Origin of the sequence: Planococcus notacanthi, assembly GCF_030407825.1 — a bacterium.
GTDB lineage: Bacteria > Bacillota > Bacilli > Bacillales_A > Planococcaceae > Planococcus > Planococcus notacanthi.
On sequence record NZ_JASDCQ010000005.1, the window covers coordinates 96,484 to 119,498 of the forward strand.

At 45.0% G+C, this 23,015-nt stretch carries 25 protein-coding genes, 1 tRNA gene and 1 other RNA gene; 26 read left to right on the plus strand and 1 reads right to left on the minus strand.

Annotated features, from left to right (window positions below):
• Positions 1-5 precede the first annotated feature (5 nt).
• From QMA01_RS15875 to QMA01_RS15905, 7 genes are all read left to right on the plus strand, one after another.
• Complete coding sequence (locus QMA01_RS15875; RefSeq protein WP_290215472.1) at positions 6-1,520, plus strand: tetratricopeptide repeat protein; 1,515 nt, start codon at positions 6-8, stop codon at positions 1,518-1,520.
• A 77-nt stretch (positions 1,521-1,597) separates the two neighbouring features.
• Positions 1,598-2,560: a thioredoxin-disulfide reductase gene (gene trxB / locus QMA01_RS15880; protein ID WP_203340990.1), complete on the plus strand. Its 963-nt coding sequence runs from the start codon at positions 1,598-1,600 to the stop codon at positions 2,558-2,560.
• 204 nt (positions 2,561-2,764) lie between these two features.
• Positions 2,765-3,250: an NUDIX domain-containing protein gene (locus tag QMA01_RS15885; RefSeq protein WP_191716558.1), complete on the plus strand. Its 486-nt coding sequence runs from the start codon at positions 2,765-2,767 to the stop codon at positions 3,248-3,250.
• On the plus strand, positions 3,243-4,124 hold the full coding sequence (rapZ, locus tag QMA01_RS15890) for an RNase adapter RapZ (RefSeq protein ID WP_191716557.1): 882 nt from the start codon (positions 3,243-3,245) through the stop codon (positions 4,122-4,124). Before QMA01_RS15885 ends, rapZ begins: the two co-directional genes overlap by 8 nt.
• A gap of 4 nt (positions 4,125-4,128) precedes the next feature.
• Complete coding sequence (locus QMA01_RS15895) at positions 4,129-5,124, plus strand: gluconeogenesis factor YvcK family protein (RefSeq protein ID WP_191716556.1); 996 nt, start codon at positions 4,129-4,131, stop codon at positions 5,122-5,124.
• Between the two features lie 23 nt (positions 5,125-5,147).
• Entirely contained in the window at positions 5,148-6,098 is a 951-nt protein-coding gene (gene whiA / locus QMA01_RS15900) for a DNA-binding protein WhiA (protein ID WP_191716555.1), read from the plus strand.
• Between the two features lie 53 nt (positions 6,099-6,151).
• A complete protein-coding gene (locus QMA01_RS15905; protein ID WP_191716554.1) occupies positions 6,152-6,409 on the plus strand; it encodes an HPr family phosphocarrier protein in 258 nt (85 codons plus the stop codon).
• 58 nt (positions 6,410-6,467) lie between these two features.
• Here QMA01_RS15905 and clpP read toward each other — a convergent pair whose 3' ends face one another.
• The gene (clpP, locus tag QMA01_RS15910) at positions 6,468-7,079 is read right to left on the minus strand and encodes an ATP-dependent Clp endopeptidase proteolytic subunit ClpP (RefSeq protein WP_191716553.1); all 612 of its coding nucleotides are present in this window, start codon (positions 7,077-7,079) and stop codon (positions 6,468-6,470) included.
• A 172-nt stretch (positions 7,080-7,251) separates the two neighbouring features.
• Here clpP and QMA01_RS15915 point away from each other — a divergent pair.
• The 19 genes from QMA01_RS15915 to QMA01_RS16005 all read left to right on the plus strand — a co-directional run bounded on the left by QMA01_RS15915 (position 7,252) and on the right by QMA01_RS16005 (position 22,924).
• A tRNA-Arg gene (locus QMA01_RS15915) sits at positions 7,252-7,323 on the plus strand.
• 205 nt (positions 7,324-7,528) lie between these two features.
• Positions 7,529-7,672, plus strand: a complete 144-nt coding sequence (locus QMA01_RS15920; protein ID WP_191716552.1) for a hypothetical protein — start codon at positions 7,529-7,531, stop codon at positions 7,670-7,672.
• Positions 7,669-8,451, plus strand: coding sequence for a TPM domain-containing protein (locus tag QMA01_RS15925; RefSeq protein ID WP_290215473.1), 783 nt, complete (start codon positions 7,669-7,671; stop codon positions 8,449-8,451). The genes QMA01_RS15920 and QMA01_RS15925 overlap by 4 nt, the downstream gene beginning before the upstream one ends.
• A 256-nt stretch (positions 8,452-8,707) precedes the next feature.
• Entirely contained in the window at positions 8,708-9,292 is a 585-nt protein-coding gene (locus QMA01_RS15930) for a LemA family protein (RefSeq protein ID WP_290215474.1), read from the plus strand.
• Entirely contained in the window at positions 9,289-10,059 is a 771-nt protein-coding gene (locus tag QMA01_RS15935) for a TPM domain-containing protein (protein WP_290215475.1), read from the plus strand. Before QMA01_RS15930 ends, QMA01_RS15935 begins: the two co-directional genes overlap by 4 nt.
• 39 nt (positions 10,060-10,098) lie before the next feature.
• On the plus strand, positions 10,099-10,329 hold the full coding sequence (locus QMA01_RS15940; RefSeq protein ID WP_191716548.1) for a glutaredoxin family protein: 231 nt from the start codon (positions 10,099-10,101) through the stop codon (positions 10,327-10,329).
• Positions 10,330-10,436: 107 nt separating this feature from the next.
• Entirely contained in the window at positions 10,437-11,477 is a 1,041-nt protein-coding gene (locus tag QMA01_RS15945) for a sugar-binding transcriptional regulator (protein ID WP_191716547.1), read from the plus strand.
• A 3-nt stretch (positions 11,478-11,480) separates the two neighbouring features.
• Positions 11,481-12,488, plus strand: coding sequence for a type I glyceraldehyde-3-phosphate dehydrogenase (gene gap, locus QMA01_RS15950; RefSeq protein WP_191716546.1), 1,008 nt, complete (start codon positions 11,481-11,483; stop codon positions 12,486-12,488).
• 110 nt (positions 12,489-12,598) lie between these two features.
• On the plus strand, positions 12,599-13,783 hold the full coding sequence (locus tag QMA01_RS15955) for a phosphoglycerate kinase (RefSeq protein ID WP_290215476.1): 1,185 nt from the start codon (positions 12,599-12,601) through the stop codon (positions 13,781-13,783).
• A gap of 28 nt (positions 13,784-13,811) precedes the next feature.
• Entirely contained in the window at positions 13,812-14,573 is a 762-nt protein-coding gene (tpiA, locus tag QMA01_RS15960) for a triose-phosphate isomerase (protein ID WP_290215477.1), read from the plus strand.
• Positions 14,566-16,098, plus strand: coding sequence for a 2,3-bisphosphoglycerate-independent phosphoglycerate mutase (gpmI, locus tag QMA01_RS15965; protein ID WP_290215478.1), 1,533 nt, complete (start codon positions 14,566-14,568; stop codon positions 16,096-16,098). The genes tpiA and gpmI overlap by 8 nt, the downstream gene beginning before the upstream one ends.
• Before the next feature lie 16 nt (positions 16,099-16,114).
• The gene (gene eno, locus QMA01_RS15970) at positions 16,115-17,410 is read left to right on the plus strand and encodes a phosphopyruvate hydratase (protein WP_191716542.1); all 1,296 of its coding nucleotides are present in this window, start codon (positions 16,115-16,117) and stop codon (positions 17,408-17,410) included.
• Between the two features lie 101 nt (positions 17,411-17,511).
• Positions 17,512-17,739 (plus strand): preprotein translocase subunit SecG, encoded by a 228-nt coding sequence (secG, locus tag QMA01_RS15975; protein WP_049694326.1) that lies wholly within the window; start codon positions 17,512-17,514, stop codon positions 17,737-17,739.
• A 72-nt stretch (positions 17,740-17,811) separates the two neighbouring features.
• A complete protein-coding gene (locus QMA01_RS15980; protein ID WP_191716541.1) occupies positions 17,812-18,558 on the plus strand; it encodes an alpha/beta hydrolase in 747 nt (248 codons plus the stop codon).
• Between the two features lie 24 nt (positions 18,559-18,582).
• On the plus strand, positions 18,583-20,907 hold the full coding sequence (rnr, locus tag QMA01_RS15985) for a ribonuclease R (protein ID WP_290215479.1): 2,325 nt from the start codon (positions 18,583-18,585) through the stop codon (positions 20,905-20,907).
• 49 nt (positions 20,908-20,956) lie between these two features.
• Complete coding sequence (gene smpB / locus QMA01_RS15990) at positions 20,957-21,421, plus strand: SsrA-binding protein SmpB (protein WP_191716539.1); 465 nt, start codon at positions 20,957-20,959, stop codon at positions 21,419-21,421.
• An 85-nt stretch (positions 21,422-21,506) separates the two neighbouring features.
• Positions 21,507-21,860, plus strand: a transfer-messenger RNA (tmRNA) gene (ssrA, locus tag QMA01_RS15995).
• Positions 21,861-22,086: 226 nt separating this feature from the next.
• The gene (locus tag QMA01_RS16000) at positions 22,087-22,281 is read left to right on the plus strand and encodes a hypothetical protein (RefSeq protein WP_191716538.1); all 195 of its coding nucleotides are present in this window, start codon (positions 22,087-22,089) and stop codon (positions 22,279-22,281) included.
• A 208-nt stretch (positions 22,282-22,489) separates the two neighbouring features.
• The gene (locus QMA01_RS16005; protein WP_290215480.1) at positions 22,490-22,924 is read left to right on the plus strand and encodes a GNAT family N-acetyltransferase; all 435 of its coding nucleotides are present in this window, start codon (positions 22,490-22,492) and stop codon (positions 22,922-22,924) included.
• Positions 22,925-23,015: the final 91 nt, after the last annotated feature.

The window sequence follows — 23,015 nt, forward strand, 5'->3', positions numbered from 1 at the left end:
ATATTTTGGAGAATAAAAAAACAAACTATAAAAACGTGCTGTCTTTTATACCGACAGGAGAATTCTACTACAAAAAAGGGTTGAAAGAGCTTCAGCGTGAAAATTATCCAAAAGCCCATAAATATTTGCGCCGTGCTTCAGAGCTGAGCCCGAAAGATCCGCTCATCTTGTCGCAATACGGTATTGTGCTGATGGAAATGCAGGAGTTTGAACAGGCTATGGATATGCTGCATGCTGCCCATGAACTGGATCCGAAAGAACCTGAAATCCTATTCTTTCTTGCAGAAGTCCATGCGCATATGGGCTTGTTTTGGGATGCGCGAAAATACGCCAAAAAATACCTGGTCTATGAGACGCAAGGGAAATATACAGCCGAAGCCATGGAAATTGTGGATTTCGCAGAACAGGAAGACTGGCAGTTGTTTGACGATGACGGGGAAGCGCAGGACAGCGAATATTATTACCGTCAGGAAAAAGCCCGCCGGATGATGGAGCAAGGCGATTTTACCGGAGCCATTGAGCTGTTGGAAAAGCTGGTTGAGGAAAAGGCTGACTTTTGGGGCGCCTATAACAACCTTGCTTTGGCTTACTTTTATATCGGGGAAGCCGAAATGGCGAAAGCGCTGCTCCATGATGTACTGCGCAGAAACACAGGGAATCTCCACGCCCTCTGTAACTTGGCAGTCTTCCACTACTACGAAAAAAATGCGGAGTTGGATGATGTCCTTGAGCTGTTGAAGAAAATCCAGCCTTACGTATTCGAGCATCGCTACAAACTGGGAGCGACGTTTGCACTGGTCGGCAAATACAAGGAAGCTTATCGTTGGCTGAAAAGCTTGCAGAAACGCGGCTTTGACGGAGACCCTGCTTTCTATTTCTGGTTATCGCATGCCGCATACCATTCGGGGCATGAAGAAGCATCCCGCCAAGCGTGGGAGCAATTGAAGAAAATGGATCCAGGCAAAGATGGCTACGAGCCATGGAATGAGCATGCCGCGATGCCGCATGCAGATGCACTGGAGCATGACCGTGATTACTTGACGAAGAAGTTGGATCATGCCAAAAAAAGTGAGCGGCTCTTAGGTTTGTTCCTGCTCGGCAAATCGTCCCATAAACAGGAAATTATTTCACATCCAAATTGGCTGGAATCCACTCAGCCATCGGCATTGGAAACGTTTGTGCTCGGATATGCGCTTGGCCATCCATTCAAAGAGTCTGTTCCGGAAGAACGGGCATTCATGCGTGCAATGGAAACTGCAGAGCTCCTCTACGCAAAGCAAGAAATGGTCACGAAGCAGCAGGAAGACCTTTTTCAAATGTGGTTCTTGTTAGTTGAAAAAGCATTCCTGCGCAACTATGCGTTTAAGAATCCGGCAGCATTGGCGGCAGCTGTTGACTATATGGTCAGTTCATCCAAAAATGAAAAGCTGACAAAAAAAGAAGTGGCTGACCAGTTCAGTGTTTCGGTCGCTACATTGACGAAATACATGAAAGAACTCATTGCTTACCTCCCGGAATAGGAGCATAGGCATAAAAGTTGAAGGTTTTCCCAGAATCTTATACGATTTAGCTACTGAGAAATAGGAGGTCTATTGTTATGACTGAAACGAATACAATCTATGATGTAATTATTATTGGAGCAGGACCAGCAGGCATGACTGCCGCTGTTTACACTTCCCGTGCGAATCTATCGACATTGATGCTTGAACGCGGCATTCCAGGTGGCCAAATGGCCAATACGGAAGAAATTGAAAACTATCCAGGGTTTGACCATATCCTTGGACCGGATTTATCTACAAAAATGTTTGAACACGCGAAGAAATTCGGTGCTGAATACGCTTATGGTGATGTTACCGAAATTATTGACGGCGAGGAATACAAAACCATCAAAGCTGGATCAAAAGAGTACAAAACACGTGCGATTATCGTAACAACAGGAGCCGAGTACAAGAAAATGGGCATTCCAGGAGAAACTGAACTTGGCGGCCGCGGCGTGAGCTATTGCGCGGTTTGTGATGGAGCTTTCTTTAAACAAAAGGAATTAGTGGTTGTCGGCGGCGGAGATTCAGCAGTCGAGGAAGGCGTTTATTTGACTCGTTTTGCGGATAAAGTAACCATCGTCCACAGACGCGACGAACTTCGTGCCCAAAAAATCCTTCAAGACCGTGCATTCGCCAATGACAAGATCGACTTTATCTGGAGCAACACGGTCAAAGAAATCCACGATGATGGAAACGGCAAAGTTGGAGGCGTGACATTGGTATCGACGGATGATGGGACTGAAAAAGAATTTAAAGCAGACGGCGTCTTCATCTACATCGGCATGTTGCCTTTAACAAAGCCATTTACTGAACTGGGGATTTTAAATGATGAAGGATATGTGGTGACCAATGAGAAGATGGAAACCAAAGTTCCAGGAATCTTTGCAGCCGGAGATGTTCGTGAAAAAACTTTGCGCCAAGTAGTTACAGCAACTGGTGATGGCAGTATTGCAGCACAGGCAGCTCAACATTATATTGAAGAGCTTATCGAGAAAATGGCAATGAAAACTCAAGCTTAATTTTTTCTTAATCTGTTTGTAACAGCTTTGTCATGTATAAGAGGTATAGTTAAGAAAGTAAATTGACCCCCTTTTTATAAAGAATTTGGATAGGCCGTTTTCCGGGCAACCCGGTAAACGGCCTCTTTTTTTGCATTCTTTTGCATGACACACCAGGATACATGTATAATGAAGTAAGTTTACAATAGATGCGGAGTGTCGAATGTGCAGCGAATCGCGAATTTATTAGTTATCCAAAATGGACAAGTATTATTATTGAAGAAACCGCGCCGTGACTGGTATGTGGCACCTGGCGGAAAGATGGAGCCCGGTGAGTCGATTTTCGAGGCGGCCGTTCGAGAGTTTAAAGAAGAAACGAATGCGACTCCGGTTGGAACTCATTTAAAAGGCATATACACGATGATGATCCAGGAAAATGGACAAAATGTGGACGAGTGGATGCTCTTCACATTTGCAGCCCGTGGACTGACCGGAAAAGTGTTTGAAGAAACACGAGAAGGCTTATTGGAATGGCATCCGGTTGAGGATCTGGCGTTTTTGCCGATGGCAGAAGGCGACCGGACCAACCTGCAATTTGCGGCCAGCCAGCAAGGAATCCAGTATGGGACATTCCATTACACACCGGACTTCCAGTTAATCAAAGAAACCATCCAAACATCAATAGAAGAGGTGAACCACCAAAATGGATAACCGCCAAGAAGAAACAGAGTTAATCATCATTACAGGCATGTCAGGAGCAGGAAAAACTGTGGCAATCCAAAGTTTTGAAGATTTGGGCTTTTTTACGATTGATAATTTGCCTCCTGCCCTTTTGCCTACTTTTATCAAGTTGATGAGAGATTCAGGGAAATCGATGAAACGTGTGGCAGCAGTCATGGATTTACGAGGCGGCGACTTTTTTGACAGCCTTGTAGAATCGATCGACCATTTATCGCAGGAACCGAATGTCTCCATCACAGTTCTGTTTCTGGATGCGGAAAACCAAACATTGGTGAGCCGATACAAAGAAACCAGAAGATCTCACCCGTTATCGCCAGGCGGACTGGTTTTGGGCGGCATTAAAAAAGAACGTGACATGTTAAGTGATCTTCAGGGAAGAGCGCAGTTTAAATACAATACATCCAATATGTCGCCACGTGAGCTGAAGGAGAAAATCATCGCGGACTTTTCTTCTAAGACCAGCAATGTGTTCACAGTGAATGTGATGTCTTTCGGGTTTAAGCACGGCATGCCGATCGATGCCGACCTGGTCTTCGATGTCCGCTTTTTGCCGAATCCTTACTATATTGAAGAGTTGAATCCTTTGTCGGGATTGGATGAACGGGTTTCCAGCTACGTGCTGAAATGGCAGGAAACACAGACGCTAATCGAGAAATTGACGGATCTTCTGCAGTTTATGATTCCGCAATACAAAAATGAAGGAAAAGCCCAATTGGTCATTGCATTTGGCTGTACAGGCGGACAGCACCGTTCTGTGACCTTGGCTGAGTACTACGGAAAACTTCTCGCTGAGAACAATAAAGTCATCATCACCCACAGAGACGTCAAAATAAGAAAGGATTGAGTGCATGGAACGCAACCAACACCGGAAACGCATTGTTATTTTAGGCGGTGGCACTGGCCTTTCCACACTTTTGCGGGGATTGAAGCTGTATCCGCTGGATTTGACGGCTATCGTTACTGTGGCAGATGACGGGGGAAGTTCAGGGCGTTTGCGAAATGACTTGGACATCCCGCCACCAGGAGATATCCGAAATGTGCTGGCTGCATTATCGGATACAGAACCATTGGTAGCGGAAATGTTCCAGTACCGCTTCAAACATTCCTTGGATTTGGATGGCCATTCCTTGGGTAATTTGATGCTTGCGGCTTTGACGGATATTACCGGTGATTTTTCTCATGCCGTCCATGAAATGAGCCGTGTATTGAGTGTCAATGGCACCGTTTTGCCTGCGGCCAATCAAATTGTAACGCTCAATGCAGAGTTGGAAGACGGCACGATCATCAAAGGCGAATCCAAGATTCCTGCATATTTGCAGCCGATTAAACGGGTGTTCATCGAACCCCGTGATGTAAAAGCACTGCCTGCTGCGATAGCGGCCATTGAAAACGCCGATGTAATCGTGGTCGGACCGGGTTCTTTGTACACCAGTATTTTGCCGAATCTACTCGTGAAAGATATTAAAAAAGCAGTTCTTGCGGCAAAAGCGAAGAAGATTTATATCTGTAATTTAATGACACAAGCGGGCGAAACCTATGAATATACAGCCTCTGACCACGTACAGGCACTTTATGACCATGTCGGCGAAAGATTTTTGGATGCGATTCTGCTAGATAAAGTCCAAGTGCCGCCGGTTGTTGCCGAACGCTACAAAAAAGAAAAAGCATGGCCGGTGGAATATGACGAAGAGAAGCTGAAAGAGATGGGCCTCGAAGTCCACCGAAAAGACATCGCCAATATCTTTGGGGAAATAGTGCGGCATGAGCCGATGAAAGTGGCAGAATGGTTATTTGAATATGCTGGGGGCCGTGCCAGTGAAGATTCAAAGCAGCTTTACTTCTAGTGCTTTGAAAGGGGGAACGAATTTTGTCTTTTGCATCGGAAACAAAAAAAGAAATGACACAGATAGAAGTGGATGATTGTTGTGGAAAGGCAGAACTTTCCGCTATGATCCGGATGAACGGCACATTGTCGTTTTCCAATCGGCAATTAAGCCTGGATATCCAGACTGAAAATGCGGCAATTGCCCGCCGTATCTATACCTTATTGAAACGTTTCTACAAGCCGTATCCTGTCGAATTGCTCGTCAGAAAAAAGATGCGTTTAAAAAAGAACAATATCTATATTTGCAGAATTCGGGAAGGTGCCAAGCATATCCTGGAAGACCTGGAGATATTGACAGAAGGGTTTCAATTCCAGCACCAAATCGTTAAAACATTGATTGAAAAAAACTGCTGCAAACGCTCTTACTTGCGGGGGGCCTTCTTGGCTGGCGGATCTGTCAACAATCCTGAAACATCCTCCTACCATTTGGAAATCTACTCTCTTTATAAAGACCATGCAGATTCTTTGGTTGATCTAATGAACGAATTCCATTTGAACAGCAAAATGATCGAACGGAAAAAAGGGTTTGTGACGTACTTGAAAGAAGCGGAGAAAATATCGGACTTTCTGAGCATCACTGGCGCGCATTCCGCTTTATTGAAATTTGAAGATGTCCGAATCATTCGGGACATGCGCAACAGCGTGAACCGTTTAGTAAATTGCGAAACGGCAAACTTGAACAAAACCATCGACGCCGCATTGCGTCAAGTGGAGAACATCCGTTTTATCGATGAAGCAATTGGAATCGATCAATTGCCTGAACGATTGCGTGAAATTGCCCGACTTCGGGTAGAGTATCAAGACGTCACCTTGAAAGAGTTGGGTGAAATGGTGTCTGGTGGAACAGTCAGTAAGTCAGGTGTCAATCACCGGCTGCGGAAAATCGATGAAATCGCTGCATCGTTGAGAAATGGAGAAATGATCGGCCGCTAAATGCCGGCTGTTCTTTCATATATAAGAGAGTGAAGTTTTAGAGGAGGATAAGTATGGTTGAAAAACAGGTGAAAGTATTATTGAAATCAGGTCTTCAAGCAAGACAGGCTGCTTTATTTGTTCAAGAAGCGAACAGATACACAGCGGATATCTACTTGGAAAAAGACAATAAAAAAGTAAACGCTAAAAGCATCATGGGAATCATGAGCTTAGCTATCAGCAAAGGCACACTCATCACGATTTCAGCAGACGGCTTGGACGAGGAGAAAGCGGTTCAGTCGCTTTCTGGAATTATCGAGCAGGAAGCTTAATCACCTCTGATTAGAGCAAATAAAAACCTCACAGCCATTGGGCTGTGAGGTTTTTATTTTAGATATCTTTTTTGTGGTTTTCAGGCAATTTGCTGCGTGTGATGACTTGGTCGATCAAGCCATATTCAAGCGCGCGTTCTGCTGTCATGAAGTTATCGCGGTCCGTATCTTTGGAAATGACTTCGATTGGTTGTCCTGTGCGTTCAGACAAGATCTGGTTCAATTTCTCGCGAAGATGAAGAATGCGTTTCGCTGCAATTTCAATTTCAGTCGCTTGGCCTTGAGCACCACCAAGAGGCTGGTGAATCATGACTTCGGCATTCGGCAATGCAAGGCGTTTGCCTTTTGTTCCAGCTGCCAATAGGAATGCGCCCATTGAAGCTGCCATACCGATACAAATTGTCTGTACGTCTGGACGGATAAACTGCATTGTATCGTAAATTGCCATACCGGCTGTGATGCTGCCGCCTGGGCTGTTGATGTAAATGGAAATGTCTTTGTCCGGATCTTCCGCTTCAAGGAACAGAAGCTGCGCGACGATTGAATTCGCAACATTATCATCAATTCCGCTGCCCAGCATAATAACACGGTCTTTCAACAAACGTGAATAAATATCATAAGCACGTTCGCCTCGGCTTGTTTGTTCGATTACTGTAGGAATTAAGTTCATAGAATAGTTCCTCCTCGATTAAGTGGTGTGCAAACAATGCTGAAAGTTCTCTCAGCTGTACTATTATCATACACATGATGGTCAATGAAGGTCAAATCTAACGAATTAAAAAAATGGACTTGATTAAGTCGGAATGGTTTTGTATAATAGAAAAGTCGCTAATAGCGAATACGCCCTCGTAGTGTAATGGATCACACGTAAGATTCCGGTTCTTGAGATGGGGGTTCGATTCCCTCCGAGGGCATCAATAAACAGGAAAGTCCGTTTTGCCGTTTAATCGGCGATGCGGGCTTTTTTTTGTTGCCATATGCAAAGATGCAAAAATTCGCTTATGGATGGAATCTTCTGTTAAGCGGTTAAATAAGCTATACTACGAAAGATATGTAAAAAGTTTACATTCATAATTATAACGAAATATTATTACATAGTATCGAAAAGAGGAAAGCTGGGTGAAGAAATTAGTGATTTCCAATCTAAGCGTAACTTTATGGATTAGAGGTGGATTCGGTTTGAATAGAGAAAAGTATATTGAAGCAAATCCGGGTGTTTCTGAAGTGTTTGCCATCAAATTCGGAATGGATAATGAAAAATGAAGAAAAAAATTATCCTTTTGAGTGCATTAGGGATCTTCCTGGTGGCTGCTCCTGTCAACGCAATCGATTTCCCCGAACTAACCAAGGATATTTATGTACAGGACATTTCTGGTGTTCTATCCGATGAAGCTGAAGAAGAATTGCGCCTTTTAGGTAAAAACTTAGAAGATGCGACGACTGCCCAGATTGCTGTGATGGCCATTCCTTCGCTGGAAGGAGAGGCTATTGAAAGTTATGCTTTAGAAGCTCTTCGCCATTACGAAATTGGTTCTGAAGATGAGAATAACGGTGTTCTAATGGTAGTTTCGACAGGCGACCGTGAAATCTATATCGCTACGGGCTACGGTCTGGAAGGCGTTTTGCCGGATGCTAAGGTGGGGCGGATATTGGATGATTACGCCGTGCCGTATTTGAAGAAAGATCAATTCGACCAAGGCATTAGGAATACCTATACAGCGCTTTATCATGAAGTGACAGCAGAATATAGCCAAAATGCTGAAGCTGCAGCTCCCCAGACTGGAGCATCCCAAGTTCCTGCTTATGAGCCCCGTGAAAAATGGCCGCTTCATCGTGTTATTATAGCCATCGTCATTGGCATTTGGATTGTTGTGGCCTTATTTGGAGATGGTGCAGGAAGAGGCAATGGCAAAAAATCCAGAAGTGGCGGGTTGAGAAGCCAATCACGGAGCAGCAGTGCCAGAAAAAGCTCTGGAGGCAGCAGACCCCGCAGAGGTGGAGGAGGTTCTGGTGGGGGCGGCGGTGCAAAACGGAAATTTTAACTAATGGTGATGTGATAAGTTGAAAGTTGGCCAGATGAAATGATTTGAAATGCTAGGGATTTTCCAGTTCATTCTGCCTGAATAGATTAGAGGGCGAGTCTTATTTTTCAATTTAGAGAAATTGCCTTCTAAAGGAATGGCGCAGCTGGCATCTGTCTACTCCTTCTTTTCAGGCCTATTCCGAAAAGAAACGTTTAAAAAGTCGTGTGGTAAGGGAAATGATTACTAATACATACTAGTTAAAGAGGTGGAGCATTTGAGGAAATTGTTGATTCCTATTATTATTGTAATTGCATTAATTGCCATTGTGGCAGCCATTCTTGTGCCAAGCTACAACGGATTTGTCCAGCTTGAAGAGGACGTCAACCAGTCTTACGCCCAAATTGAAAACCAGCTGCAGCGCAGACTGGATTTGATCCCGAACCTGGTGGAAACGGTGAAAGGCTTCGCTGACCAGGAACAGGATGTCATTGACAGTGTAACGGAAGCCCGTTCAAACTTGGCCGGTGCGGAAGGCGTCAGTGAACAGGCGGAAGCGGATGCTGAATTGAGCGGGGCGTTGAGCCGTTTGCTCGTAGTAGTGGAAAATTATCCGGAGATCCGCTCCAGCGAAAATTTCCAGCAGCTGTCGGATGAATTGGCCGGGACAGAAAACCGGATCGCCGTAGCCCGTCAGGATTATAACGGAACAGTATCAGAATTTAACCGCAAAGCCAGAAGTTTTCCGGGGAATATGATTGCTGGTATTTTCGGATTTGATGAAAAAGAATACTTCGAAGCAGATCCGGATGCATCCGAAGCACCTGAAGTCGATTTTGGAACAGATGAGGATGAACAATGAGACGCAGAATAGCGCTCCTATGCTTCCTGCTGCTGATGGTCAGCGGGCAAGGTGTTGCAGCTGACTTTCCGGAATTGACGAATGATATTTACGTTCAGGATGAAGTCGGTATTTTGTCAGAACAGCAAAAAGAGGAGCTGCGCCAATTAGGTCGTGGTCTGGAAGATGCGACTAGTGCCCAGATCATGGTACTGGTAATTCCCACGCTTGAAGGTGAACCGATTGAAAGTTACGCCAATCAGGCGTTCCGCCATTATGGCGTCGGTTCGGAAGAAGAAAACAACGGAATTCTGGTAGTTCTGTCACTGGATGAACCGAATGACCGGGAAATTTATGTGGAAATCGGTTACGGTCTGGAAGGCGCATTGCCGGATGGGAAAGTCGGCCGGATTTTGGATGAATACGCTATTCCTTATTTGAGCCAGGGCAATTACAGTGAAGGCGTCATCAATTTGTATGAAGTCCTGTATCAGGAAGTAGCCGCTGAATATCAATGGAACGGGGAACCTGTAGAACCGCAGGCAGCTGCTTCCCAACAGCAGCAGGAAGGACTTCCTCCGTTCATGACCATTCTGATTGTCTCGGCTATTCTCATCCTTATTACCGGAGGTGGCGGCGGCAAAGGCGGTGGTCGCCGTCGGGGCAGAGGCGGCAGAACAATTTACATGGGCCCAGGAAGCTTTGGCGGCGGTTTTGGTGGCGGCGGTGGTTTCCGTGGAGGCGGAGGCGGCATGTCTGGAGGCGGCGGTGCCGGGCGAGGCTTCTAAAAGTATAAGCTAATGCCTTTTAGAGAAAGAAGGAATCCAATGTTTACCCTGTATACGCGCGCCAATTGTCCACTTTGTGATGAAGCTAAGTTGATGATTCAATTGGTAAATGAAGACTTTCCATTGTCGTACAAAGAAATCGATATCGAAAGTGATGATGAATTGCATGAAAAATACATGCTGATGATTCCGGTTTTGGAAAAAGACAATAAGGTTTTGCTGTACGGCAATATCGGTTATGTAGATTTATTGGAAGCGTTAGAAAGTTAACGCTTCTTTTTGTTTGCAATTGATAGAAAGATTCGGTAGAATGAATTTAGTGGGACACAAAATTATTCAATGGGACAAAAAACGTCCAACTGGAATGGAGTGAACAAATGGATGCTTTATCTGCTGCTCAGCAAAAGCTGATGCCAGAAATGTCCGAACTCCTGAAAAAACGGTACCAGATTTTACAGACCATCAATTTGGAACAACCGATCGGCAGGCGAACGTTAAGTGAAGTTGCCGGAGCTACAGAGCGTGAAATTAGGAAAGAAACCGATCTGCTGCGCAATCAGCAGTTGATTGAAATGAAAACGGCGGGCATGACGGTTACTTCGCAAGGATTGGAAGTACTGGAAGAGCTGAAAGTTTTCGTGCGTGAACTGTCCGGGCTGACTGATATGGAAATTCAGCTGCAGTCGATATTAGGAATTTCAAAAGTGGTGATTTTGCCACAAGACAGTGATGAAATTCCAGCAGTAAAATCCCATATTGGCAAAGAAGCTGCCCGGCTTTTGGAAGCATTATTCGGACGCTGTAAGAAAATAGCCGTTACCGGGGGCAGCACGATGGCAGCCATCTCGAAAGAATTATCCATCGGCAAGCCGGATCGGACGCTTCAATTTATTGCAGCCCGCGGTGGGCTTGGAGAAGATGTCCTTCATCAGGCAAACACCATTGCCGCCGCTTTTGCGGAAAAAACAGGCGGTTCGTTCAAAACTCTTTATTTGCCTGATCACTTAAGCGCTGAAGCATTTGCAATGATGATGAAAGAGCCAGTGATCAAGGAAATGATGGACTTGTATGATCAGACGGATGTAGTGGTCCATGGCATAGGCAATGCGGAAGAGATGGCGGTACGCCGGCACTCTTCTTTGGAAGAAGTAGAAAAGATACGGTCTGGCGGAGCAGTCAGTGAGGCTTTTGGCTATTATTTCGACAAAGATGGAAAAATTGTTTATCGGATCCGCACAGCGGGGATTCAATTGGAGCAGGTACAAAAAGCTTCAACAATTTTGGCAGTTGCTGGTGGAGGTTCCAAGGCAAGGGCAATCTTATCTTATTTCAACAATGCACCGACGCCGACAGTGTTAATCACTGACGAAGGAGCAGCACGAAAAATACTTGAATTGACTAAAAAATTGGAGGAATAGTAAATGACTTTAAAATTAGCAATTAACGGATTTGGACGTATTGGACGCATCGTATTTCGTGGGGCAATGGCAAACGAAGAAGTGGAAGTTGTAGCAGTAAATGACTTGACTGACGCAAAAATGCTGGCTCACCTTCTAAAATATGATTCAATTCACGGAACATTGGATGCTGAAGTTTCAGCAGAAGGCGATAACATTGTCGTAAACGGCAAAACAATCCGCGTATTCTCTGAAAAAGATCCTTCAAACCTTCCATGGGGAGAGCTTGGCGTAGATATCGTTGTTGAATCTACTGGATTCTTCACAGATACAGCTTCTGCTTCAAAACACATCGAAGCCGGCGCGAAAAAAGTTATTGTTTCAGCACCAGGCAAAAACGGCATGAAGACACTTGTTATGGGTGTTAACCATGAAACGTACAACCCTGAAGAGCATGATGTTGTATCGAATGCATCTTGTACAACAAACGGCCTTGCTGGAATGTCAAAAGTGTTGAACGATCGTTTCGGCATCAAGCATGCAATGATGACAACAATCCATTCATACACAAATGACCAGATCCTATTGGATTCTCCGCACAAAGATTTCCGCCGTGCACGTGCAGCAGCTGAATCCATGATTCCAACAACTACTGGTGCAGCTACTGCAGTGGCTAAAGTATTGCCTGAATTGGAAGGCAAAATTGATGGAATGGCAATCCGCGTTCCGACACCAAACGTTTCATTGATCGACTTGGTTGCACATCTTGAAAAAGATGTAACTGTTGAAGAGGTCAACAATGCATTGAAAGAAGCATCTGAAAACGAATTGAAAGGTTTCCTGGAATACAGCGAATTACCACTTGTTTCTAGAGACTACAATGGCAACACTGCATCATCTACTGTCGATGGCCTTTCAACTATGGTCATCGGGGATAACATGGTCAAAGTCCTTGCTTGGTATGATAACGAATCCGGCTACTCAGGACGTTGTATCGACCTTGCATTGCACATGTACAAAAAAGGATTGTAATCCCAAAATCATAGCTTAATTACCAATGAACCTCTATAATAAAAGAGGGTAAAAGGGGCGGGGACTTACCCCGCTCCTTATTTTTTTGAATACAAATAGGAGGTATTTTCATGCAGCAGAAAATGACCATGAAAGATTTGGATTTGAAAGGAAAACGTGTATTTTGCCGTGTCGATTTCAACGTGCCGATGGAAGATGGCAAAGTGACGGATGATACAAGAATCCGTGCAGCTGTACCAACCATCGAATACTTGGTTGAGCAAGGCGCAAAAGTGATTTTGGCCAGTCACCTTGGCCGTCCTAAGGGTGAAGTCAACGAAGATATGAGACTTGCTGCAACAGGCGTCCGGTTGGGTGAATTGTTACATAAAGAAGTAAAAAGCCTGGACGAATCAATCGGCGAAAAAGTTGAACAGGAGATTTCAGCCATGCAAGAAGGCGATATCGTCCTGCTTGAAAATGTCCGGTTCCATCCGGGTGAAGAAAAGAATGACGAAGAACTCGCTAAAGCATTTGCTGCACTGGCAGACGTATTCGTCAATGATGCTTTTGGTGCAGCGCACCGTGCACATGCTTCAACAGCAGGCATTGCCAGCTATTTGACGTCCGTATCGGGCTTGCTGCTGGAAAAAGAGCTTGAAGTTTTGGGCAAAGCGCTGTCTGAACCGGATCGTCCATTTACAGCCATCATCGGTGGCGCAAAAGTAAAAGATAAAATTGGTGTAATCGATCATCTATTGGATAAAGTGGACAATCTATTGATTGGCGGAGGACTTTCCTATACCTTCATCAAAGCTCAAGGATATGAAATCGGGAACTCCTTAGTGGAAGAAGACAAATTGGAATTGGCACAATCCTTTATCGAAAAAGCCAAACAAAAAGGCGTCAAATTTTATTTGCCGGTTGATGCAACAGTTGCCAGCGAGTTTTCCAAAGATGCAGACACGAAAAGTGTGAAAATCGAGGAAATACCGGCAGACTGGATGGGTCTGGATATCGGACCTGAAACAGCGGCGTTGTATGCAGATGTCATCAAAAACTCGAAATTGATCATCTGGAACGGGCCTATGGGCGTGTTCGAAATGCCGGCTTTTGAAAATGGAACGAAATCAGTAGCTCAGGCCATGGCTGAAACACCAGGCTACACAGTCATCGGCGGCGGAGATTCTGCGGCAGCTGTGGAGAAATTCCATGTAGCTGATAAGATGGATCACATTTCTACAGGCGGTGGCGCTTCACTGGAGTTTATGGAAGGCAAGGACTTGCCGGGCGTCAGTGCATTGACAGACAAGTAAACCGAATGACTGGAAAGGGAGTGCTTTTGTGAGAAAACCAATTATTGCAGGAAACTGGAAAATGTATAAAACAGCTTCAGAGGCAAAACAATTTATTGAAGAAGTAAACGGTTTGGTACCGGACTCTGACAAAATGGATGCAGTTATTTGCGCACCGGCATTATTTTTGCCACAGCTGGTCATTTCTGCAGAAGGCAGCGCGCTTCAAATCGGTGCGCAAACCATGTCAGAAGAAGACGAAGGTGCGTTTACTGGAGAAATCAGCCCTGTCCAATTAGCGGATGTCGGCGTGAAATACGTCATTATCGGCCATTCAGAGCGCCGCCAGTATTTCAATGAAACCGATGAGTCAGCCAACAAAAAAGTGAAAGCGGCTTTCAATCATGGTTTGATTCCGATACTTTGTGTCGGTGAAACATTGGAACAGCGTGAAAACGGCGAAACAGGTTCTGTAGTCGAAGCGCAAGTGGAAAAAGGCATTGCGGGATTAACAGAAGAGCAAATTTCCCGTCTTGTCATTGCCTATGAACCAATTTGGGCTATCGGTACAGGCAAAACAGCTACAGCTGAAGATGCCAACGAAGTTTGTGGAATTGTCCGCAAAAAAGTTGCGTCATTGTACAACGAACAGGCTGCTGACGAACTGCGTATACAATATGGCGGCAGTGTTAAACCGGCCACAATTGATGAATTGATGAGTATGGAGCATATTGACGGAGCATTGGTTGGCGGCGCAAGCCTGGAAACCGAGTCGTTCGTCAAATTGCTGGAGGCTGGTTCACATGCGTAAAACCGAACACCCAGCAGCTCTTATCATCTTAGATGGATTCGGCTGCCGTGAAGAGACTTTTGGCAATGCAGTAGCGCAAGCGAACAAACCGAATTTCGATCGCTTATGGAAAAGTTATCCGCATGAACTGCTGACGGCTTCTGGAGAAGCTGTCGGTTTGCCGGATGGCCAAATGGGCAATTCTGAAGTAGGCCATTTGAATATTGGGGCTGGACGGATTGTCTACCAGAATTTGACGCGCATCAACAAGTCGATTCGCGATGGCGATTTTTATGAAAATGCCGCTTTTCTGGAAGCAGTCAGCAATGCTAAAAACAACGGGAAAGCTCTTCACATTCTAGGTTTATTATCCGATGGTGGAGTACACAGCCATTATGAGCACCTTTTTGCATTGTTGAAACTGGCGAAGCAGCAAGGATTGACCGAGGTTTATGTTCACGGTTTCCTTGACGGCCGTGATGTAGGGCCCCGCACCGCGCTTAAATATGTTGAACAGGCTGAACAGCAAATGGAAGAAATCGGTGTCGGGAAATTTGCATCGATCAGTGGGCGCTATTATGCGATGGACCGCGACCAGCGTTGGGAACGTGCCGATTTGGCATACCGGGTTCTGGTTGATGGTATCGGCAAAACGGCGCCATCGGCAAATGCTGGGATCACCCATTCCTATGATCAGGACATTTCAGATGAGTTTATCGTGCCATTTGCCATTGTCGAAGACGGCAAGCCGGTTGCAACCATCGATTCCGGGGATTCCCTGATTTTCTTCAACTTCCGACCGGACCGTTCGATCCAATTGACATCGGCATTTATTCGTGAAGATTTTACTGGGTTTCCGTTAAGTGCGAAGCACCCGAGAGACTTGGTTTATATCACGTTTACTTCTTATAGTGAGGACTTGCCAACTCGTGTGGCGTTTGAAACACTGAACCTGGAAAATACAATTGGGGAAGTGGTCTCAGCGAACGGCCTGACTCAGCTGCGGATTGCGGAAACCGAAAAATATCCGCATGTGACGTTCTTCATGAGCGGCGGACGCGAAGGCGTCTTTCCAGGGGAAGACCGCATTCTCGTAGCTTCTCCAAAGGTTGCGACATACGATTTGCAGCCTGAAATGAGTGCATACGAAGTGACCGATCGCCTGGTGGAACAAATCGAGGCCGGTGCGCATGATGCCATTATCCTGAACTTTGCAAACCCGGATATGGTTGGCCATAGCGGCTTGCTGGAACCGACAATCCGTGCCATTGAAGTGGTCGATGAATGCTTAGGCCGCATAGTTGATGCTTTGCATGCCCAAGGCGGTTCGGCATTGATTACTGCAGACCATGGTAACGCTGACGAAGTGCGGACGATTGAAGGTATGCCAATGACGGCACACACGACCAATAAAGTACCGGTGATCTTGACAAAATCCGGATATGTTTTACGTGAAGGCGGCATTCTGGCCGACTTGGCACCAACCATTTTAAAAATGCTGGACATCGAACAACCGATCGAAATGACTGGAAAACCATTATATTAAAAGGGAGCTGTTTTAATTGCCAATTATTACAAACATTCAAGCACGTGAGATTTTAGATTCAAGAGGGAACCCGACAATCGAAGTTGAGGTATTCACAGAAAGCGGCGCATTCGGCCGCGCTATCGTACCTTCAGGTGCCTCTACAGGCGAACACGAAGCAGTGGAATTGCGTGATGGCGATAAGAGCCGCTACCTTGGCAAAGGTGTTTTGAAAGCTGTTGAGCATGTCGACACTGAAATTGCTGAAGCATTGGAAGAAAAATATTCAGTCCTTGACCAGGTATCAATCGACAAAGCATTGATCGAATTGGACGGCACAGAAAACAAAGGGCGCTTAGGTGCCAACGCGATTCTTGGAGTTTCTTTAGCTGTTGCACACGCTGCAGCCAACTATTTGGATCTTCCGCTTTACCAGTACTTGGGCGGTTTCAACGCGAAACAATTGCCGGTACCGATGATGAACATCTTGAACGGCGGCGAACATGCTGACAACAACGTGGATATCCAGGAGTTCATGGTTATGCCGGTTGGGGCAAAATCATTCCGTGAAGCAGTTCAGATGGGTGCAGAGATCTTCCATAACTTGAAAGCAGTATTAAAAGAAAAAGGCTACAACACTTCTGTTGGAGACGAAGGCGGATTTGCACCGAACTTAGGGTCAAACGAAGAAGCCTTAACAACAATCATGGAAGCAATTGAAAAAGCCGGCTACAAGCCTGGAACTGATGTACTATTGGCAATGGATGTCGCTTCTTCTGAAATCTATGACAAAGAAAAAGGCGTATACAACCTGCCAGGCGACAACACAGTGAAAACATCTGCAGAGATGGTTGACTGGTACGAAGAGCTTTGCAATAAATACCCAATCATTTCAATTGAAGATGGATTGGATGAAAACGACTGGGCTGGACATAAATTATTGACTGAACGAATCGGTGACAGAGTGCAATTGGTTGGAGACGATCTTTTCGTTACCAACACGAAAAAATTGGCTCAAGGAATCGAAGAAGGCATCGGCAACTCAATCCTGATCAAAGTTAACCAAATCGGTACATTGACAGAAACTTTCGATGCAATTGAAATGGCGAAACGTGCCGGCTACACAGCTGTCATCAGCCACCGTTCAGGCGAATCTGAAGATGTTACGATTGCAGACATCGCAGTAGCAACAAATGCTGGACAAATCAAAACGGGTGCTCCATCACGTACGGACCGTGTTGCGAAATACAACCAGTTGTTGCGCATCGAAGATCAGTTATTTGAAACAGGTCAATACCTGGGCTTGAAAACGTTCTACAACTTAAAAAAATAAAATAGAGGCATTTGCCTCTATTTTCTATTGCTATTGTCACAGGTCACAATTTTTGGTAAACTTAGTTTTGTTGTGAACGTTCTTTTCAGGAGGTGGAATTTATGCATACGTTGTTAATGACATTACTCGTCATCGTATCGCTCGCATTAATCGTTGTCGTTTTATTGCAATCTGGAAAAAGTGCAGGTCTTTCAGGAGCCATCTCCGGTGGAGCAGAGCAACTTTTCGGCAAGCAAAAAGCTCGTGGTTTGGACTTGGTCCTGCACCGGGTTACGATTGTACTTGCTGCCTTATTCTTTATTCTGGCTGTTGCCGTAACGAAAGTTTAATGTAGATGATTAAATCGCCTGACCATACATGGTTGGGCGTTTTCTTTTAGTATTGGAATTGGAGGGATTATAATGCGGATTTCGCAACCAAAACCATTTTTCTTTAAAACAGGCCCTCGGGCAGTGCTTCTATTACACGGCTTTACAGGAAATTCCGCAGACGTCCGCATGCTGGGCCGTTTTTTGGAGACCAAAGGCTACACAAGCATCGCCCCGCATTATGCAGGTCATGGTGTAGCGCCTGAAGAGTTAGTGGGCACCGGTCCAGCCGACTGGTGGAAAGACGTGGAAAAAGCATATGAGACATTGCTGGAAGAGGGATATACTGAAATTGCGGTGGCTGGACTGTCATTGGGCGGCGTATTCAGCCTGAAATTAGGGTATACAAAACCTATCAAGGGAATTGTCACCATGTGCGCTCCGATGTATATGAAAACCACTGACCTCATGTATGAGGGTGTCTTAAAATATGCGCGTGAATACAAGAAATATGAAGGAAAAAGCGATGAAGATATCGAAAAAGAAATGAAGGCTTTCCAAGAACGGCCAATGGAATCGCTGGCCGATTTGCGTGCCTTGATCGCAGAAGTCAAAGAACAAGTGGATCATGTTTATGCGCCGCTGTTCGTTGTTCAGGGCAGGCTGGATGATGTCATCAATACGGATTCAGCCAACGTCATTTATGACACCGCTGAATCGACCGACAAACACATCAAGTGGTACGAAAATTCGGGCCATGTTATTACGCTTGATAAAGAGAAAAAACAATTGCACGAAGACATTTTTGCATTTCTCGAATCGCTTGATTGGAGTGTGTGAACCGTCACAAAGGAGGAGTTAGATTTGAGTACTAACGAACGTTCATTGGAACAGCGATTGCTGGTCTTCATGCGTGAAGAAGCATACAAGCCGCTGACTGTACAGGAAATAGAAGAGCAATTCGGTTTTGAAGATGCCGATGAATTTAAGGAATTGGTGAAAACATTGGTGCGTCTTGAAGAAACGGGTGCACTTGTCCGTTCAAGATCAAACCGTTACGGTGTGCCGGAACGCATGAACCTGATGCGCGGAAAATTCATCGGGCATCCAAAAGGCTTCGGCTTTGTCGCTCCTGAAGAAGCAGGATTGGATGATGTCTTTATTCCGCCGACTGAAACAAATGGTGCAATAAATGGTGATACCGTGCTGATCCGTGTATCTGAAGGGTCTTCTGGGGACCGTCGCGAAGGCGCGATTATCCGGATCATCGAACGCGGCACCACAAGAGCTGTCGGAACATTCCAGGACAATAAAGGTTTCGGTTTTGTTGTAACAGATGATAAAAAAATGAACATGGACATCTTTATTGCTAAAGACGATACATTAGGGGCTGTAGATGGCCACAAAGTGGTCGTTGAGATTACCGGCTGGCCGGAAGGCAGAAAATCTGCAACAGGCATGGTCACGCAGATTCTTGGCCATAAAAATGACCCGGGTGTCGATATTCTTTCCATTATCCATAAATACGGCATTGAAACGGAATTTCCGCCGGATGTTCTGGAACAGGCGAATAATGTACCGGATGAAATTGATCCGGCCGATTTGAACGACCGCACCGATTTGCGCAACGAACAGATTGTGACGATTGATGGGGCTGACGCCAAAGACTTGGATGATGCCGTTCAAGTAGTGAAGTATGAAGATGGCACGTATAAATTAGGCGTACATATCGCTGACGTCAGCCATTACGTGACGGAAGGCTCGGCTATTGACCGGGAAGCCTATGACCGTGCAACAAGCATCTATTTGACTGATCGTGTCATTCCGATGATCCCGCACCGTCTGTCAAATGGCATTTGTTCATTGAATCCGCAGGTGGATCGTCTGACTTTGTCTTGTGAAATGATTTTCAATGAACAGGGCGAAGTGCTGTCCCATGAAATCTTCCAGAGTGTCATCAAGACCTCGGCACGTATGACTTACACAGATGTCTATGAAATTCTCGAACAGGACAACCAAGAGCTGAAAGAAAAGTACAGCGAATTGGTACCGATGTTCGAATTGATGAAAGAACTTGCTGAAGTACTTCGTACGAAGCGGATGCGCCGTGGTGCCATCGATTTCGATTTCAAGGAATCCAAAGTGCTGGTGGATGAAAATGGCTACCCGGTGGACGTTGTGGTTCGTGAACGCACAGTAGCTGAACGTCTGATTGAAGAGTTTATGCTGGCTGCCAATGAAACAGTAGCTGAACATTTCCATCACATGAATGTGCCCGCTATTTACCGTATCCACGAAGATCCAAAGCCTGAAAAACTGCAGCGCTTTTTCGAATTCGTTACGAATTTCGGCATCGTGGTGAAAGGTTCAGGAACACAAATTCATCCAAAAGCTTTGCAGGAAATTGTTGAGTCGATTGCAGGGACTCCGGAAGAACCGGTCATTTCAACTATGATGCTTCGTTCGATGCAACAGGCGAAATACTCGAATGAAAGCCTGGGGCATTTTGGTTTGTCTACGGAATTCTACACGCATTTCACGTCGCCGATTCGCCGTTACCCTGATTTGGTTGTACACCGCCTAATTCGAACTTACTTGATCGAGAAGGACCTGTCGAAAAAAACAATTGCCTATTGGGAAGCCAATATGGATGATATTGCGACACATACGTCGGAACGCGAACGCCGCGCAGTGGAAGCTGAACGAGATACAGACGCTTTGAAGAAGTCACAGTTTATGGCTGATAAAATCGGCGAGCAATTTACCGGCATCATTTCTTCTGTAACGAATTTCGGTTTGTTCATCGAACTCGCGAACACCATTGAAGGTTTGGTTCACGTTTCCAATATGACAGATGATTATTACCGTTTCGACGATCGCAGCATGATGATGATCGGCGAACGAAATAAACGCCAATTCCGGATTGGTGATGAAATTGAAATCAAAGTCATCGGCGTAAAACCGGAAGAGTCGTCCATTGATTTTGAAATTGTCGGCATGGTGCAAAACACTCGCCAGTCGAGAAGAGAACAGCCGAAAGTAATCCGTGCCACGAAAAAAGACGGTGGCGGAAAACCGGGACGCGACGGCAAGAAGCCAGAAGGCGGCGGTCCTACACGCAAGCCAAAAAACAAAAAGAAAAAGTTTTATGAAGGCGCCGCAAAACAAGGACGCAACAAGAAAAAATAAAATAGCGGCTTCAGAGCCGCTTTTTTGAATCTAGCTGAGGTGAAACCACATGGCCAAAGGAGAAGGCAAAGTAATTGCCCAAAACAAGAAAGCCGGTTTCGATTTTTTCATCGAAGAAACGATCGAGGCAGGGATTGTCTTGCAGGGTACTGAGATTAAATCTGCACGAAACGGCAAAGTCCAATTGAAGGATTCGTTTGTTCGGATCCGTAATGGGGAAGCCTGGATTTCAAATATGCACATCAACCCTTACGAGCAGGGCAACCAGTTTAACCATGACCCGACACGTTCACGTAAATTGTTGTTGCATAAGAAACAGATCGCTGATTTGCAGGCACATTCGAAAGTCCAGGGTTCTGCAATCATTCCACTGAAAATGTATTTGAAAGACGGCTTTGCGAAAATTTTGCTTGGCGTCGGTAAAGGGAAGAAGAACTACGACAAACGGGAAGATTTGAAAAAGAAAGACGCAAAACGTCAAATCGACCGTGCCATAAAAGAACACAACCGCTAAGACTTGATGTCAGACCAATGTTGCCTTATACTAGAGATATAGCACATGAAGCTGTTTATTCATCTTCCGTGTCTCTTTTTAATAAGGGGACGTTACGGATTCGACAGGGATGATCTGGGCTTGGGTCGCGCGTCGGAGGGTCGGCTCCGTCACCAACGTATTTATAACAACTGGCAAAACAAACCAAAACCTAGCATTCGCAGCGTAAGCTCGGATCTGCTTTATCTATCCATCGCCCATGTGGCTGGGTAAAGCTCAACTTTAGTGGGATACAACGTTTGCTGCCATCTGAGGCAAACGGGAGAGATTCTCAGATTAGTGCCCAGGACGCCTGCTTATTGGCAGAATGGTGCATGAAACCTCAATGAATAAGCTACACGCGTAGACGCTCAAGTAGCGGAGTTTCTGGACGCGGGTTCGACTCCCGCCGTCTCCATAGTGAGATAAAAAACGTCAAAACCCTTACAGGTTTTGGCGTTTTTTTTGTTGTTCTGTTGCTGCTCCTTTCTACTTCTAGCAGAGTCTTCCATCAACAATTTATATTAGAAGGTTTATTAGTGTCATTAGCACTGATTTACAAGGGAATACAGAGCGAAATGGGTTTTTACGAACTTTTAATGATATATGACGTCCTCTTATAAAAGGGCTTTGAAAGAGGTGACACAATGGGATTTTGGTATTTTTTAATTTTAGGCATCGGAATGTATTTGCTGTTGAAAGGAATCTTTTCGAAAAGTCGATTTTCCTTGCTGATTCGAACAGCAGTAATCTGCATAGGAGCAGCAAGTATTGCTTTTTCACTGTTTATGTTTTCACCAGGAAGTGCTGAAATCATTTCACAATTATTGATCCAAGAATGAAGAAGATGAACCCATCTCTCCTTACAAAAGCCAACCTTATTTTACTGTGAAGCCACTGCCTCGACTATATAAGCACTGGAGGGATTTTTTTATGATTTCTCACAAAGTTTCCATTCGCAAAATGGTTCATGCCGATTATGACATTATGGCTCGGTGGTTAAGTACACCGGAAGTTCTGGAATTCTAAGGAGAGGTGGATTCCCCATATTTGTTAGATCAGGTAAAGGCAAAATATAAACCGAGAGTAAATGGAGAAGTTCATGTGTACCCGTTTATTGTAGAGTTGGACACAATGCCAATCGGATTTATGCAATATTATAAATTAGCTCAAGAAATCCAGGCAGAATTCGGCTATCCTTCAACATTGAATATATGCGGTATCGATCAATTTATCGGAGTACCCGAATATTTTAACCGAGGAATCGGGACGACCATGTTCGCAAAATTCACAAACACACTTTCTCATTTGAAAGACGTGGATTTAATTGCATTGGATCCTGAAGTTTCTAATACAAGAGCGGTTCGGTGCTATGAGAAATGCGGTTTTAAGAAAGTGAAAAAAGTACATAATGAAACTTGTTGGTTGATGGAACTAAAGGCAAAAAACGACTTAAATGATGTTAGTAAAGATTTTATGTGTTGAAAGAATTGGAATGGGATAAAACATTGAACAAATCGCCATATTTCTATCCAGTAGTTATCTGCACAAGTCTTCAGCAATGGTTTATGTTTTC

Coding starts and splice junctions, on each gene's coding strand:
- QMA01_RS15940 (WP_191716548.1), top strand. CDS start 10,099: ATGTTTACCCTGTATACGCGCGCCAATTGTCCACTTTGTGATGAAGCT.
- secG (WP_049694326.1), top strand. CDS start 17,512: ATGCATACGTTGTTAATGACATTACTCGTCATCGTATCGCTCGCATTA.
- trxB (WP_203340990.1), top strand. CDS start 1,598: ATGACTGAAACGAATACAATCTATGATGTAATTATTATTGGAGCAGGA.
- smpB (WP_191716539.1), top strand. CDS start 20,957: ATGGCCAAAGGAGAAGGCAAAGTAATTGCCCAAAACAAGAAAGCCGGT.
- QMA01_RS15980 (WP_191716541.1), top strand. CDS start 17,812: ATGCGGATTTCGCAACCAAAACCATTTTTCTTTAAAACAGGCCCTCGG.
- QMA01_RS15945 (WP_191716547.1), top strand. CDS start 10,437: ATGGATGCTTTATCTGCTGCTCAGCAAAAGCTGATGCCAGAAATGTCC.
- clpP (WP_191716553.1), bottom strand. CDS start 7,079: ATGAACTTAATTCCTACAGTAATCGAACAAACAAGCCGAGGCGAACGT.
- gpmI (WP_290215478.1), top strand. CDS start 14,566: ATGCGTAAAACCGAACACCCAGCAGCTCTTATCATCTTAGATGGATTC.
- QMA01_RS15925 (WP_290215473.1), top strand. CDS start 7,669: ATGAAGAAAAAAATTATCCTTTTGAGTGCATTAGGGATCTTCCTGGTG.
- QMA01_RS15935 (WP_290215475.1), top strand. CDS start 9,289: ATGAGACGCAGAATAGCGCTCCTATGCTTCCTGCTGCTGATGGTCAGC.
- gap (WP_191716546.1), top strand. CDS start 11,481: ATGACTTTAAAATTAGCAATTAACGGATTTGGACGTATTGGACGCATC.
- rapZ (WP_191716557.1), top strand. CDS start 3,243: ATGGATAACCGCCAAGAAGAAACAGAGTTAATCATCATTACAGGCATG.
- QMA01_RS15895 (WP_191716556.1), top strand. CDS start 4,129: ATGGAACGCAACCAACACCGGAAACGCATTGTTATTTTAGGCGGTGGC.
- QMA01_RS16000 (WP_191716538.1), top strand. CDS start 22,087: ATGGGATTTTGGTATTTTTTAATTTTAGGCATCGGAATGTATTTGCTG.
- QMA01_RS15905 (WP_191716554.1), top strand. CDS start 6,152: ATGGTTGAAAAACAGGTGAAAGTATTATTGAAATCAGGTCTTCAAGCA.
- QMA01_RS15955 (WP_290215476.1), top strand. CDS start 12,599: ATGCAGCAGAAAATGACCATGAAAGATTTGGATTTGAAAGGAAAACGT.